This window comes from Brucella haematophila (genome assembly GCF_005938105.1).
Taxonomy (GTDB): Bacteria; Pseudomonadota; Alphaproteobacteria; order Rhizobiales; family Rhizobiaceae; genus Brucella; species Brucella haematophila.
Genome location: NZ_VCPE01000002.1, coordinates 524,316 through 538,479 on the forward strand (window position 1 = coordinate 524,316; position 14,164 = coordinate 538,479).

Genomic DNA, 14,164 nt, shown 5'->3' on the forward strand with positions numbered 1-14,164 from the left:
CGCCGGTGCTCACGTACCTTTAAGTACGCTCCGCTCTGGTGCTCGAAAATCACTCTTTTCGCCATGGCCTGACGAATTTGCTGAACAGCTTCTAGAGCGGTTCCGAACCGCTCGATCTATTTGTATTTTCGCATTATCCCACGCATCGAAGCAGGATGAGAAATCAGTCCAGTGGACTGATTTCCCTGCGTAGGCGCTACGCACTTTTGCTGGAAATGCTCTAATCGAACTGTAACAGGCGCTGCAGATATTCCTTTTCCATCTGCGGCGTCAGCGCATTGCCGAGCTTGCGGCGGATTTCATCCAGAATTTCACGCGCGCGCTGAATATCGATTTCACCCGGAATTTTGGTGCCGTTGCCATCGTCGGCTCCCATGCCCTGCTGGCGTCCGAGCGGATCGCGGCCACGAGCGCCATTCGCGCCCTGACCCTGCTGGCCGTCCTGACCCATCGCCTGCTGCATCTTCTGCATCATGTCGCGCCCGGCACGACGCAGGGCGTCCAGAGCGCTGCCCTGATTGTCGTTGGCTTCCGCACCTTCATTGCGTCCCAGCGCTTCGGCAGCATTGCCCATGGATTTTCCGGCATCGCCGAAATCCTTGCCGGGTTCAATCCCCATGCCTTTCAGGTCTTCCGTGAGCTTCTGCAATTCCTGCTGCAATTGCTGCTGTTGCTGTTGCAGCTTGCGCATGGCCTCAGCCGTCTTTTCATCCGTCTGGCCGCCCTGCTGCGATCCGCCGCCCTTGGAGCCGTCATCGCCGGGAAACAGGCCTTCCATGTCTTCGTCTTCGCCCTGCATGCCTGCACCCGGATTGCTGTCGAACTGGCGCTGCTGCTGCTGGTCGAGATTGAATGTCTCATTCATCATCTGCTGCTGGCGGCGCATCAGATCGCCAAGCTTGTTCATCTGCTGCTGCATCTGACCTTGCTGGCCCTGCTGTCCCTGACCTTGCTGGCCGGGCTGCGCCTGCCCCATCTGCAGATTGTTCATCAGGTCCTGCAATTGCGACAGAAGCTGTTCGGCCTGATCGCGCGAGCCCTGACGGGCCAGATTTTCGATCTGGTCCATCATGCGCTGCAGGTCTTTTTCCGTCAGCATCCGCGCATTGGGATCGGGCGCTGACTGGCGCGCATTCGGGTTCTGCTGCTGGCGCTGGGCGAATTCGCGCAGGAAATCCTGCATCGCCTTGCGCAGATCGGCGGTGAGTTTCTCGATCTCTTCCTGCGAGGCACCGTTTTGCAGCGCGTTTTTGAGCGCTTCCTGCGCCTGACGCAGACGCTTTTCGGCTGCCGAGAGATTGCCGTCTTCGATACCCAGCGCCACCTGCCACATGTAATCGGCAGTCTCGCGGAGCGAATCATCGCTGCGCGCCAGACGAAGCTTTGTGCGGATGGTCACGAGGCCGAGATAATGCGCAGCGTTCTTGATCGTTTCTTCCGGGCGCAGCATCAGCGCCGAGAGCATGTCCAGCACATGATCGCGCTGATTGGCGTCGAGCGCCAGAATACGCCGCTGTTCGGCAATTGCGCGCGCGAGCGGGTTGCTGAATGGCCGTTCGGGAAGTGTTATGGTTTTGGTTTCACTGCGGCCGACCTGACCTGCCGCGTCGGTGACGACGAGGGTCAGTGCCACTTTCTGGCCAGCCCATGGATGTTCGGTCAGGTCCTTCGAGGTGGTGGCTTCCTTCACGCCGCGGCGTGGCAGTGCGAGCGGCAGTTCCGGTGCTTCGTAAAGCGGCGTTGCTTCTTCGTCTTCATCGATTTCCAGCGGCACGATTTCGGCAAAAGCCTTGGCCGGCGCATAATCATCATCGATTTCATAGGTGAGTTGCAGCGTGCCGTTCAGCGCGCGACCGGGTTCCTTGGTAAAGCGGATTGTCGGCGGCGTGTCGGGCGTCACCGCGAATTTCCAGCGCGCATCGGTGCCGGAAAGCGTCAGGGTTTCGTCTTCACGCAAATCGTAACGGAAGTTGCGGCTGCCCGCGACAGCGCTTTCCTCCGGAGTCCGTACCGGCTTCAACCCCTTGGGTTCAGTCTGCTCTTCCTTCGGCGCGACGGGCTGGACTTCCCGCTGCTCGCCCTCTGCATTGGTGGCGGTCAGGCGTTCCGAACTGCCGCCGATGACGCGGACCGAAAGCACACTGCCTTCCGGCACCGTAATCGCCTCGGCATTGCGGGCGTTGTCGGCGCTGACCGTCAGGAAGACCGGCGCGCGGCCCGTATAGCGCGGTGGCGTCACCCAGGCATCGACGCGGGCAACAGCGCCGCCTTCACCGGGGCGAATGTGAAACGCATCGGCAATGCGCCCGCTGCCAGAACTGGACGTATAGGCGAGCGCCGTGACGAATAGCAGCGCCACGGCGGCGCGCAGGCCATAAGGATCGCGTTCGGGAAGGCGCGGTCGCGGCAGGCCGGATTGCAGGTTCTTCAGCCGTTCGGCCATGCGGCGCTGGTGTTCGCGCCACAGAGCCTGCGAAAAAGGATCGTGGGTGCCGGTGGCCATGTGGCCGGACTGCACGGCCAGCGGCTCATGCACAAGGCCGTTCACCGCCTCAATGCGCGCTGTGACATCGTCTTCGGTCGGCTGGCGGAAGCGGGACGGGAGATAAAGCGCAACCAGCCCTGCCAGTGCGAAGACCGTTAGCACGGCGATATGCAGCCAGCGCGGCATCATGCCGAACAGGCCAAACCAGCTGATGCTTGCGAAAAGTGCTGCCAGCAGAATCAGCGGCAGGACCAGCGGCCACAGACGTTCAAACCCGACAGACAGGAAAGTGCGCAGGCGCAGACGCCGCAACAGCGCGCCATCGCCGGAAAACAGGCGCAAAAAGGCATCCCGCATCAGTTGCGGCTTATCCTTCTTGTCGTGGCCTTGATCCGTCATCCGGGCTTTCTGCTCTGTCTGCCAGTGTACACTCGAATGACAGGATAACATGCATCATGGCAAAGGCGAGGCTTTGCCATGATTAATTGGGCCATGATTAATGTGGACCATGATCCGAATGGACTATAGCCAGTCCGGAATGGAATCGAGCGCGAGCAGCTCTTCGTAAGTGTGGCGTGGGCGAACGACATGGAAGCGGTCACCATCCACCAGAACTTCTGGCACGAGCAGGCGGCTGTTATAGGTGCTCGACAGAACCGCGCCGTAGGCGCCAGCTGTGCTGACGGCGATCAGGTCGCCGGGCGCTGGCTTTGTCGTTTCGCGGTCGAGACCGAGATAATCGCCCGTTTCGCAAACAGGCCCGACGAAATCGGCGCGGATGCGCGGCGCGTCGTCCTTCGCCAGCTTGACGGGACGGATATCGTGGAATGCTTCATAAAGCGTCGGGCGGATGAGATCATTCATCGCGGCATCGACGATGATGAAGTTCTTCGCATCGCCTTCCTTGACGAAAATCACTTCCGTCACCAGCAGACCGGCATTGCCGACGATCAGACGGCCAGGCTCGAAAACCGTCTTCAGGCCAAGCGGCTTGATGTGCTTGGCGACAATCTCCGCATAGGCCACAGGCAGCGGCGGCGGGTTGTTGTCGGTGCGGTAAGGAATGCCGAGACCCCCGCCGACATCGACATGGCGGATATTGTGGCCATCGGCGCGCAATTCCGTCACCAGTTGCGCCATCAGTGCAAAGGCATTGTCGAACGGCTCGAGATCGATGATCTGGCTGCCGATATGCATATCGATGCCGACCACGTCGATACCGGGCAGGCTCGCCGCGCGAGCATAGGCCTCACGCGCCTTGATGCGCGGAATGCCGAACTTGTTTTCAGACTTGCCGGTCGAGATCTTGGCGTGGGTCTTGGCGTCAACATCCGGATTGATGCGCAGCGATACCGAGGCAACCTTGCCAGCTGCAACCGCACGGGCCGAGAGGATTTCCAGCTCCGGCTCGGATTCGACGTTGAAGCAGTAGATACCGGCTTGCAGCGCGAAATCCATTTCGCGCGGCGTCTTGCCGACGCCCGAAAAGACGATCTTGCTGGCGGGAATTCCTGCGGCGAGCGCACGGCGTATTTCGCCTTCCGAGACAGTGTCCGCGCCTGCGCCGAGCTTTGCCAGCGTCTTCAACACCGCCAGGTTCGAGTTGGCCTTCAGCGCATAGGCGATCAGCGGCTCCATGTCGGCGAAAGCTTCGCTGAAAACCCGGAAATGACGCTCGATCGTGGCGCGGGAATAGACATAGAACGGCGTGCCGACCGCCTTGGCGATTTCAGGCAGGCTGACATTTTCGGCGTGCAGCACGCCGTCGCGATATTCAAAATGATTCACGGAAGATAGTCCTTAAGAACTAGAGCAGCTTATCGAGAATGAAAGGCTTGTCTTCCTTGGGTTTCGGCTTGGTATGCCCCTGATCGTCGGTAATGAGCGACGATGGCGGCGGCTCCAGCGGGCCCTTGCGTCCACAGGCGGCAAGCGTGGCCGCGAGTGCGGCGATCATAAGCACGGTAGAAATAGCGGAGCGGCCTGTCATCAGCTTTGGTTCCTGAATCAAAATCTATTTGCGCTAGCTGTAACGCAAAATTCTCAAGAGTGAAATCATCCGTTGCCCGGATGATTTCACATGACTTTATCTTGAACGGCTACAGTGTCTGAATCAAAAAGCGGCAGGCCGTGGCGAAAATGGTGATTTCGAGAACCGGAGCGCAGCGTACTTTTGGGTACGTGAGCCTAGGTAAGCGCAGAAATTGCCATTTGCAGACCGGCATGGCGACTTTTAGATCAGACACTCACGCCTTCACGATACGCTTCTTCCAGTACCGGATCTGGCGGCGCACTTCCTGCGGGGCTGTACCGCCGAAGGACTGGCGGCTCTTGACCGATTTCTCAACCGTGAGGTAGCCGAAGATCGCATCGGTGATGCCGGGATGGATCGATTGCAGCTCTTCCAGCGAAAGCTTGGCGAGGTCGACCTTGCGGCTTTCCGCCAGAGCCACAGCGCGACCGGTGACGTGATGCGCTTCGCGGAAGGGCAGGCCCAGTTCCCGCACCAGCCAGTCGGCCAGATCGGTTGCCGTGGAATAGCCCGAACCGGCAGCCTTCTTCATGGATGCGACATTGATGGTCAGGTCGCGCACCATACCAGCCATGGCGGCGATGGCGAGTTCCAGATTTTCGGCAGCGTCGAAGACCTGTTCCTTGTCTTCCTGCATGTCCTTGGAATAGGCGAGCGGCAGACCCTTCATGATGGTCAAAAGTGCAACCAGCGAACCGTTGATGCGACCGGTCTTGGCGCGGACCAGTTCGGCTGCATCCGGGTTTTTCTTCTGCGGCATGATCGACGAGCCGGTGGAGAAGGCGTCGGACAGGCGCACGAAGTTGAACTGCGGTGTCGACCAGATGACGATTTCTTCCGCAAGGCGCGACAGATGACCGGCGCAGATTGACGCGAGCGACAGGAATTCCAGCGCATAGTCGCGGTCGGAAACGCTATCGAGCGAGTTGCGGGTCGGTTCGCGAAAGCCGAGCGTCTTCGCCGTCATGTGGCGGTCGATCGGGAAGCCGGTGCCTGCAAGGGCTGCGGCACCCAGCGGCGATTCATCCATGCGCTCGATAGCATCGCGCACGCGGGACAGATCGCGGCCGAACATTTCCACATAGGCCATGCAATGATGGCCGAAAGTGACAGGCTGCGCGGTCTGGAGATGGGTGAAACCCGGCATGACCGTCGCCGCATGTTCTTCGGCGCGCTCCAGAAAAGCTTCGATCAGGCTCTTCAGGGCGACAGCGGTCTTTTCCATCTCCTGCTTGACCCAAAGACGGAAATCGACAGCCACCTGATCGTTGCGCGAACGGGCCGTGTGCAGGCGTCCGGCGGAAGGGCCGATCAGATCGGCCAGCCGCGCCTCGATATTCATGTGAATGTCTTCAAGCTTGCGTGAGAAGGTGAACTTGCCGTCCTCAATTTCCTTGAGGATGGTTTTCAGGCCCTGCTCGATCTGCTTATGATCGTCTGCCGTAATGATGCCCGTCTTTGCAAGCATGGCTGCATGTGCGAGCGAGCCCTGGATGTCTTGCGCGTAGAGCTTGCGGTCGAAGCCGATCGATGCATTGATCTCTTCCATGATCGCATCGGGTCCTGAGGCAAAACGGCCGCCCCACATCTGATTGCTTGATTTTTGTTCGCTCATGCTCATATGCCCCGAGTGACGATTTGGCCGGATAATAGAAAGAAGTGACGCGACATGGCAGAAGACAACGAAAAGGCGAAATCGGGAAATCGCAAGATCGTCCTTCTTGCAGCCCTTGCCGGTGTCATTGCCGGTATTGGGGCGGTATACGTGATGGAGCGCCCCTCTGGCAATGTGGTAGCGGCTAATGTTTCTGCCGAAAATGACGAAGCGTCCGCCCAATGCGCCCTCAAAGCCGATTCCCTGAAGGGACTGGACGCGGCTGCAACCGGTGGCGTGGCTGCCATGCGCCCGGCGGAAAAGCCGATTTCCGTTGCTCATCTGGCTTTCACCGGCCCTGACGGCAAGCAGATGACGCTTGGTGATTACAAGGGCAAGACGCTTCTCGTTAATCTCTGGGCGACCTGGTGCGCGCCATGCCGCGAGGAAATGCCCGCCCTCGACAAATTGCAGGCCGAAAAGGGCGGCAAGGATTTCGACGTTGTGGCGATCAATATCGACACAGGTTCCGACGACAAGCCGAAGGGCTTTCTGAACGAGATCGGTATCAAGAACCTCACGCTGCACCGCGATGCGACCATGGCGAGTTTCAATGAGTTGAAGCGCAAGAACCTTGCTTTCGGCCTGCCGGTCACGCTTCTGGTCGACAAGGAAGGCTGTCAGATCGCCTCCATGAACGGTCCTGCTCCATGGGAAGGGCCTGACGCCGTGAAACTGATCGAAGCGGCCCAGAAACTTTAGAGCGTGTACCGATCCGAATGAATCGGATCGACGCTCTAAATTCTTTTGTTTAACGCATAATCTTATCGATCCTCGTTTCACTCCGGTCGGATTATGCTTTAGTCCTCGACAAAGTCCGGAATTGGTGGCTTCCTCCTTTTTTCTAAGGAGACTTCCCATGAGCCTCGACGTCTGGCTGGCATTCACCGCTGCATCTATCGTGCTTCTGATCATTCCGGGGCCGACAGTTCTGCTCGTCGTTTCTTACGCGCTGGGACAGGGCTGGAAGACGGCTTTCCCGATGGCGGTGGGTGTGGCGCTTGGCGATTTCACGGCCATGACCCTGTCGATGTTAGGCGTCGGCGCGTTGCTCGCGGCTTCAGCAACCGTGTTCACAGCGGTCAAATGGGTTGGTGCTGCCTATCTCGTCTGGCTCGGTATCAAGCTTTTCCGGGCGGGCGGCACGATGAACGCCAAGGCGCGGCATGACAAGGTGCATCCGGCAAAGATGCTGGTTCACGCCTGGCTGGTGACGGCGCTCAACCCGAAAAGCATCACTTTCTTCGTGGCGTTTCTGCCGCAATTCCTCAGCCCGCATCGGGATTTTCTGACCCAGATGCTGGTCTTTGAAAGCACGTTTCTGGTGCTCGCCTTCCTCAATGCTTTCGCTTATGCGCTGACGGCGGCGCGGGCGCGGCGCTTCTTTGCCAGCGAACGGGCCTTGCGAATTTTCAATCGCGCGGGCGGAACCCTGCTGATCGGCGCTGGTGTGGCGACCGCGACGATCCGTTCAAGCTGAAGTAAAGCCAGCCCGTTTCAGCCGCACAATGGCGAGATCGAGCGCTGACAGAAAGGCCGAGCGGTCCTTCGGTGAAAATGGCGCGGGGCCGCCGGTGATTTCTCCGGCGGAGCGCAGTGAATCCATCAGATTGCGTGTCGCAAGCGTGTTGCCGATGGTGCTCTGCGTGTGAACGCGTCCATTGGGCGCGATGACCGATGCGCCCTTTTCAAGCGACCGACTGGCAAGCGGAATATCGGCGGTGATGACGATTGCACCCGGTTGTGCATTTTCGGCGATCCAGTCGTCCGCCGCATCCAGCTTGTCCGAGACCACAACCCGTTCTACCCGTTCGGCATCACGCGGGATTGCCACATGGCTGTTGGCGACCAGCACCACCGGAAGATTGTGCCGCTCGGCGACGCGGTAGATTTCAGCCTTCACCGGACAGGCATCGGCGTCGACAAGAATGCGGATCGTATTGGTTTCAGCGGTCATCCGTTCTCCATAAAAGGACCGGCGCCTTTTGGCAAATTGAACGCTGCAATCAGATTTATGCGATAGGCGTTTCTGGCGAAGCGGTATATGGCGGGCCAAAATAAGAGAGTTTGTCATGGCCGCCCGTTTCTTCCCCATTATGTTTGTTCTGCTCTGGGCCACCGGCTTTATCGGGGCCGGGCTGTCCATGCCCTATGCAGAACCCTTCACCTTCATGGCGGTGCGGTTCTCCATTGCGGCCGTCATCATGACGCTTTGGGCGCTGGCAAGCAGGGCTGCGTGGCCGAAGGGGGCGACGCTGGTTCACGCAGCCATCGCTGGTTGTCTGATCCATGGCGCTTATCTTTCCGCGCTATTCTGGGCCGTGCATCACGGTCTGCCCGCAGGCATGTCGGGTCTTGTGGCTGGTTTGCAACCCATGCTCACCACGCTGATCGCCGCCATGCTTCTCGGGGAAAGAGCAAGCGGACGTCAGTGGGCGGGACTTCTGATCGGTTTTCTTGGCGTGGCCATGGTCGTCTGGCCGAAATTTTCCGCCGGTAGCGGGGTAGACCCGAAAAGCCTTGCCGCAGCATTTTTTGCGGTGCTGGCCATCAGCACGGGTACGGTCTGGCAGAAGCGTTTTGGAACGACCGGCGATTTGAAGACAGGCACTGCGGTTCAGTATATCGCCGCCGCTGCGCTGACCGCGCTTTGTGCTTTCAGTTTTGAAACCCGGGTGATCATCTGGTCGCCGCAGCTCATTTTCGCGCTGGTCTGGCTGACGCTGGCGATTTCCATCGGTGCCATTCTGGCGCTTCTGGTGATGATCCGCGAAGGTGCGATGTCGAAAGTCGCATCGCTGTTCTATCTCGTGCCGGGCGCTGCGGCGATCATGGCCTATCTGATTTTTGGCGAGACGCTCGGTCCGATCCAGATTGCAGGCATGGTCGTCACCACGCTTGGCGTGGCCCTGACGACGATGAAGCGCTGATTATTCGACGATCAAATCGGGCTGCTGCTCGCGTTTCCGGAAATTCATGATTGCGGCGTTGATTTCCGCGCCGATGATGAAGATTGCCGACAGCATATAGAGGAAAACGATAGCCACCATGATCGAGGCAAGGCCCGCATAGGTGGAAACATAATTGGCAAAAGTCTCCAGATATTTCGCAAAGGCGGTTGCGGCGGCAAGCCAGGCGAAAAGTGTGATGATGATGCCGGGCAGAATATCGCCAAGGCTGCGGCGTCCTGCTGGCAGCCAGATATGCACCATGAACAGTGCCAGCACCAGAACCGCCACGGCGACACTGTAACGCCAGAACGCGATGGTGCCGGTGAAGGGCGCAATGTCGGGAAACCACTGCTCGGCAATGCGCACGGCGAGTGGTGCGAGAACCAGCAGAAAGCTGATTGCCATCAGGCTGAGCGTGCCAACCAGAACGAAACCGAGGCTTTGCAGGCGGCAAAAGATGATCGAGCGCTGGTCGGTGACGCGATAAGCGCGGTTGAGCGCGATGCGCAGCGCCTCCACGCCATTGGAGGCAAAGTACGCAGCAGCGATCACACTCAGCGTCAAAAGCCCGCTGCGCTGCACGGTCAGAACATTGGTCACTTCATTGGCGATGGGTGCCGCGATATTCGATGGCCACATGTCGAAAATGACATGAACCGCCGTTTGGGCAAATTCCTTGGTGCCGAGAAAGCTGGCGAGCGAGGTTGCGAAGATCAGGAAAGGAAACAGCGCCATCAGGCCCGACAGGGCGATGTGACTGGCAAAAGCCCAGCCGTCGTCCGAACTGAAATGACCAAGCACATCATAGGTAATCTGACGGAGAAAACGCCTGACTTTTCGCATCCGCAGATTTTACCCCTTCGATCATTGGCCCAAGTTTCAGACACTTAAATCTAGCATCACCTGTCAGATTGCAAGGGTTGCGCCGTTTTAAAGCCCTTGCGAATCAAGCACTGTGGAGGAAACGCGGCGGCAGGATGGGACGAAATGGCTGAGGAACGCGCAAATCGCAGCATCATCATAACCGGCTGCTCTTCCGGCATTGGCGCTTATTGCGCGGAAGCCCTGCATCGTCGTGGATGGCAGGTATTTGCTACCGCTCGCAAGGAACAGGATATCGCCGCTCTGCAAGCCAAGGGGATGACGGCTTATTATCTTGATTATGCCGAGCCGAACTCCATTGCTGCCCTTGCCGATGAAGTGTTGCGCAAGACGGATGGCAGGCTGGGTGCGCTGTTCAATAATGGCGCTTATGCCCAGCCGGGCGCGGTCGAGGATTTGCCGGTGGAAGCGCTTCGCGCCCAGTTCGAAGCCAATTTCTTCGGCTGGCATGATCTGACGCGACGGGTGGTGCCCGTCATGCGCGGGCAGGGGCACGGGCGCATCGTTCATTGTTCGTCGATATTGGGGCTGGTGCCGATGAAATGGCGCGGCGCTTATGTCGCGTCCAAATTCGCCATCGAAGGCTTGATGCTGGCGCAGCGTATGGAGCTTGAAGGCTCCGGTGTGGAGGTTTCGCTGATCGAGCCGGGGCCGATTGCATCGCAGTTCACCTATAATGCCGCCCGGCACGCGCAGGCCAATATCGATCTGGAAGCCTCGGTGCATCGCGAGCTTTATCAGCGCCAGATGGCGAAGCTGACAAGCGGCGGCACCAAATCGAAGAACAAGCTTGGACCGGAAGCCGTCTATGATGTACTGCTTCACGCATTGGAGGCGCCGCGTCCACGTCCGCACTATGCGGTAACGAGGCCGGCGAAACTGGGAATTCTGGCGCGCCGCCTGATGCCGTCGCGTTGGCTGTACCGGATGCTGTCCGATCAGTCTTGAAGCATTTCCAGCAAAAGTGCGAAGCGGTTTTGCGTCGGATAATGCGTTGATGTGTTAAAGAACCAAAAGACTGCGGATGATGGGAAGGGAACAAGATGGACGTTGTGTTCAAAGGCGCAGCCATGGTGGCCATGCTCGCCGTGGCGATTGTGTTGATCATTGGCCTGCGCAATATGATGCGCGGTGGAGATGCCAATTTTTCCAACAAGATGATGCAGTTACGCGTATTCCTGCAATTCATCGCAATTGTTCTGATCGTGGGCGCAATCTATTTCGCGCGGCAGACCGGCGGACAGTAAGGCATGGTCAAGCTCAACAAGATTTACACGCGCACCGGCGATGACGGCACCACTGGTCTTGCGAGCGGCCCGCGTCGGCTGAAGTCCGATCTGCGTGTGGAAGCCTATGGCACGGTGGATGAAGCCAATGCCTGCATCGGCATGGCGCGGATTCATACCGGCGAACATGCCGAAATCGATGCGATGCTTTCGCGCATCCAGAACGATCTTTTCGATCTTGGGGCCGATCTTTCGACGCCTGATGACGGTAAGCCGCTGGCATATGAACCGCTGCGCATCGTTGCGTCGCAGGTTGCCCGCGTCGAAGCGGATATTGATGGTCTCAACGCCCATCTCCAGCCATTGCGCTCCTTCATTCTGCCGGGTGGCTCGGCGGCATCGGCAGCTCTTCATCTGGCGCGCACGGTTTCGCGACGGGCCGAGCGCCTGATGGTGGCGCTGGCGAAGATCGAGGGCGAGGTGGTGTCGCCGGAGGCGTTGCAATATATCAACCGCCTCTCGGATTTTCTCTTCGTCGCCTCCCGCGCCGTCAATGATAACGGCGCGAAGGACGTGCTCTGGGTGCCGGGCGCAAATCGATAGTCAGACACCTCGCTTGTTGCCCCAGATCAGCACATGCAACTGGGGCAGCACATGCGCTTCGAACCAGCGGTCTGCAATCACCGTGTCCACCAGCCATTCCATACGACGCATGATGCCATCGATGTCGATCAACGCATCATCTGCCTCGGGCGGTGGCGGTGTGTGATTGCCGGGCTGGAGATAGACCGGCAGATGGGGATGACGCGCCGAGACATGCTTTGCAAAGGCATAATCGGCATCATCGAAGATCACGAATTTCAGAACCACGCGCGGCTTCGGTCCTGCCGCTTCGACACAGGCCGCCAGTGCAACGGGGTCGAATTCCATCCCGCTTGACGGCGGCTTCGGGCTGAGCACCAGCGTGTCCAGCGTGGAAAACCAGTCCTTGGCGATAGAGCCTTGGGTTTCCAGCGCAAAGCGATAACCCTCCACCTTGCCATGGGCGATGAGAGGTCCAAGAGGTTGTATGGCCGGATTGCCGCCCGAAAGTGACACTGTTAACGGCTTATTGCCCGAAAGTGTCGTCACTTCCTGCCAGATGGCTTCGACACCCATAGGCTTCCATTCATGGCGAAAGCGGCTTTCGACCGCGTGCAGGCTGTCGCACCATGCGCAACGGTAGTCGCAGCCGCCTGTGCGCACGAAGACAGTCGGTTCACCGATGAGCACGCCTTCGCCTTGAATGGTGGGGCCGAAAATCTCGCTGATGCGGATTTCGGATGCCGGTTTCATGGCTTTGCGCCGGGGCGATATTCCGCCCATGTCTTTGGCGTTTCACTCACCCGCACCGCCGAAATTTCCGGCCAGCGCGAATGGCACCAGTCGAAGAAATGCTTTGCTAGCGTTTCGGCCGTGGTGTGTCCATGACCCAGCACATCGTTGAGATGCCGGTGATCGAACACGTCATCGATATAGCGTTTGAACGGCGCCAGCTCGTGATAGTCGCGCACGAAGCCATGTCCGTCGAGACCGGCGGCGGAAAGCTCCACTTCAACGATGTAATTATGGCCATGCAGGCGCGCGCATTGATGATCGGCGGGTAGCCCGGTCAATTGGTGTGATGCGGAGAAGTGAAACTCCTTGGTGATGCGAAACATCAGGCGTTCCTCCTCTCAACGGCTTCACGCCAGAAATCGGCATCCTCATAGATAGTCGGGTCATTGACGCCTGCGAGGTGAAATGCCTCGCGACGCTCAACACAGGTGCCGCAGCGGCCGCAATGGTGCTCGCCGCCTTTGTAGCAGGACCATGTCGCCTCGAAAGGCGTGTTGTGTTTTGCGCCATCGGTGACGATATCGGCCTTGGATGCATGCACATAGGGTGCCAGCAGCTTGATATCGGCATAGCCGTCCAGCGCATGATTCTGCATCGTCTGGAAGGCGTCGATGAAGCCGGGACGGCAATCTGGATAGATGAAATGATCGCCGCCATGGACGGCCAGCGCCACCGCATCGGCCTTTTGCGCGGCGGCCACACCAAAGGCAATCGCCAGCATGATGGCGTTGCGATTGGGTACGACGGTGATCTTCATCGTCTCTTCGGCATAGTGACCGTCCGGAACGTCGACATTATCAGTCAGTGCCGAGCCGGTGAGGCTGGCGCCGATGGTACGGATATCGATGATCTGGTGCGGAACGCCGAGCCGTTCGGCACAGGCTCTGGCCGAATCCAGCTCCTTTCTATGCCGCTGGCCATAATCGAAGGAGAGAAGGCTGGTGAGTTCATGTTCCTCTGCGATGCTATGCGCAAGCGAAACGGAGTCGAGTCCGCCGGAGCAGACGACAAGCGTTTTCATAGTCAGGGTTCCTTGTTTTGACCGGGTAGGCTGCGACCGGTTAGTGCGGAGCGTGTCGTAAAGCAGGATGACGCCTTTGTAAACGCCATGGATAAGGGAGCAGAAGGCACGAGGAGGCATGTCGCAATCTGAGAATGAAGTTCTGTCAGAATAAATGGATATTAATCGATATAGATTGCCGAGGCTGATTGACGTGCACGTCAGGCGTCTTTACGTTTCCCGCCGATTTCTAATAGGAAGCGCCGTGGCTAACGGCTTTGTCACAGTGCTTTTTTCGGAGCCGCTTCCATGTCGGGTTCTCGTCGGAATCTGACATGCGGGCGGTGTTTCATGGCGGCATAGTCGTGCCGCAGGATTCATTGAAGAGGTGGTCGCGGATGAAAGTCCTTGTCGCAGTAAAACGTGTCGTCGATTACAACGTGAAGATCCGCGTGAAGGGCGATGGATCAGGCGTTGAGCTTTCGAATGTGAAGATGTCGATGAACCCGTTCGACGAGATTGCGGTTGAAGAGGCGATCCGCCTGAAGGAAGCTGGC

15 protein-coding genes and 1 pseudogene are annotated in these 14,164 nt (G+C 58.5%); 7 read left to right on the forward strand and 9 right to left on the reverse strand.

The genetic code is table 11. From position 1 onward, the window contains the following. Window positions 1-220: 220 nt before the first annotated feature. From FGI60_RS05220 to argH, 4 genes are all read right to left on the reverse strand, one after another. Entirely contained in the window at window positions 221-2,884 is a 2,664-nt protein-coding gene (locus FGI60_RS05220) for a TIGR02302 family protein (RefSeq protein WP_138784211.1), read from the reverse strand. Window positions 2,885-3,007: 123 nt separating this feature from the next. Further along, the gene (lysA, locus tag FGI60_RS05225) at window positions 3,008-4,273 is read right to left on the reverse strand and encodes a diaminopimelate decarboxylase (protein ID WP_138784212.1); all 1,266 of its coding nucleotides are present in this window, start codon (window positions 4,271-4,273) and stop codon (window positions 3,008-3,010) included. A 19-nt stretch (window positions 4,274-4,292) separates the two neighbouring features. Next, window positions 4,293-4,475: an LPS translocon maturation chaperone LptM gene (lptM, locus tag FGI60_RS05230; RefSeq protein ID WP_078337809.1), complete on the reverse strand. Its 183-nt coding sequence runs from the start codon at window positions 4,473-4,475 to the stop codon at window positions 4,293-4,295. A 256-nt stretch (window positions 4,476-4,731) separates the two neighbouring features. Then, the gene (argH, locus tag FGI60_RS05235) at window positions 4,732-6,132 is read right to left on the reverse strand and encodes an argininosuccinate lyase (protein ID WP_138784213.1); all 1,401 of its coding nucleotides are present in this window, start codon (window positions 6,130-6,132) and stop codon (window positions 4,732-4,734) included. A 54-nt stretch (window positions 6,133-6,186) separates the two neighbouring features. On the opposite strand from argH, the gene tlpA reads away from it, so the two are divergent. Together tlpA and FGI60_RS05245 are read left to right on the forward strand one after the other, a co-directional pair. Continuing rightward, the gene (gene tlpA, locus FGI60_RS05240) at window positions 6,187-6,873 is read left to right on the forward strand and encodes a thiol:disulfide interchange protein TlpA (RefSeq protein ID WP_138784214.1); all 687 of its coding nucleotides are present in this window, start codon (window positions 6,187-6,189) and stop codon (window positions 6,871-6,873) included. Window positions 6,874-7,030: 157 nt separating this feature from the next. Beyond that, complete coding sequence (locus FGI60_RS05245; protein ID WP_105542823.1) at window positions 7,031-7,651, forward strand: LysE family translocator; 621 nt, start codon at window positions 7,031-7,033, stop codon at window positions 7,649-7,651. On the opposite strand, the gene FGI60_RS05250 is transcribed toward FGI60_RS05245, so the two are convergent. Continuing rightward, window positions 7,643-8,128, reverse strand: a complete 486-nt coding sequence (locus tag FGI60_RS05250; protein WP_138784215.1) for a YaiI/YqxD family protein — start codon at window positions 8,126-8,128, stop codon at window positions 7,643-7,645. The two genes, FGI60_RS05245 and FGI60_RS05250, sit on opposite strands and share 9 nt — an antisense overlap. 115 nt (window positions 8,129-8,243) lie before the next feature. Here FGI60_RS05250 and FGI60_RS05255 point away from each other — a divergent pair, with 115 nt between their 5' ends. Beyond that, complete coding sequence (locus FGI60_RS05255) at window positions 8,244-9,101, forward strand: DMT family transporter (RefSeq protein ID WP_138784216.1); 858 nt, start codon at window positions 8,244-8,246, stop codon at window positions 9,099-9,101. On the opposite strand, the gene FGI60_RS05260 is transcribed toward FGI60_RS05255, so the two are convergent. Then, window positions 9,102-9,965, reverse strand: coding sequence for a YihY/virulence factor BrkB family protein (locus FGI60_RS05260; RefSeq protein WP_138784217.1), 864 nt, complete (start codon window positions 9,963-9,965; stop codon window positions 9,102-9,104). It lies immediately after the preceding gene. Between the two features lie 144 nt (window positions 9,966-10,109). Here FGI60_RS05260 and FGI60_RS05265 point away from each other — a divergent pair, with 144 nt between their 5' ends. The 3 genes from FGI60_RS05265 to FGI60_RS05275 all read left to right on the forward strand — a co-directional run bounded on the left by FGI60_RS05265 (window position 10,110) and on the right by FGI60_RS05275 (window position 11,833). Next, a complete protein-coding gene (locus FGI60_RS05265; RefSeq protein ID WP_138784218.1) occupies window positions 10,110-10,952 on the forward strand; it encodes an SDR family oxidoreductase in 843 nt (280 codons plus the stop codon). Between the two features lie 95 nt (window positions 10,953-11,047). Continuing rightward, the gene (locus FGI60_RS05270) at window positions 11,048-11,251 is read left to right on the forward strand and encodes a twin transmembrane helix small protein (protein WP_138784219.1); all 204 of its coding nucleotides are present in this window, start codon (window positions 11,048-11,050) and stop codon (window positions 11,249-11,251) included. Between the two features lie 3 nt (window positions 11,252-11,254). Further along, complete coding sequence (locus tag FGI60_RS05275; RefSeq protein WP_138784220.1) at window positions 11,255-11,833, forward strand: cob(I)yrinic acid a,c-diamide adenosyltransferase; 579 nt, start codon at window positions 11,255-11,257, stop codon at window positions 11,831-11,833. Here the strand turns inward: FGI60_RS05275 and queE are convergent, their stop codons facing one another. From queE to queC, 3 genes are read right to left on the reverse strand one after another with little or no spacing between them, the layout of a single operon-like run. Further along, window positions 11,834-12,595: a 7-carboxy-7-deazaguanine synthase QueE gene (gene queE, locus FGI60_RS05280; protein WP_374843089.1), complete on the reverse strand. Its 762-nt coding sequence runs from the start codon at window positions 12,593-12,595 to the stop codon at window positions 11,834-11,836. Further along, complete coding sequence (gene queD, locus FGI60_RS05285; RefSeq protein WP_138784222.1) at window positions 12,562-12,930, reverse strand: 6-carboxytetrahydropterin synthase QueD; 369 nt, start codon at window positions 12,928-12,930, stop codon at window positions 12,562-12,564. Before queD ends, queE begins: the two co-directional genes overlap by 34 nt. Continuing rightward, complete coding sequence (gene queC, locus FGI60_RS05290; RefSeq protein WP_138784223.1) at window positions 12,930-13,628, reverse strand: 7-cyano-7-deazaguanine synthase QueC; 699 nt, start codon at window positions 13,626-13,628, stop codon at window positions 12,930-12,932. The genes queD and queC overlap by 1 nt, the downstream gene beginning before the upstream one ends. 377 nt (window positions 13,629-14,005) lie before the next feature. Here queC and FGI60_RS05295 point away from each other — a divergent pair. Beyond that, window positions 14,006-14,164: pseudogene (locus tag FGI60_RS05295) on the forward strand (electron transfer flavoprotein subunit beta/FixA family protein); the annotation flags it as partial.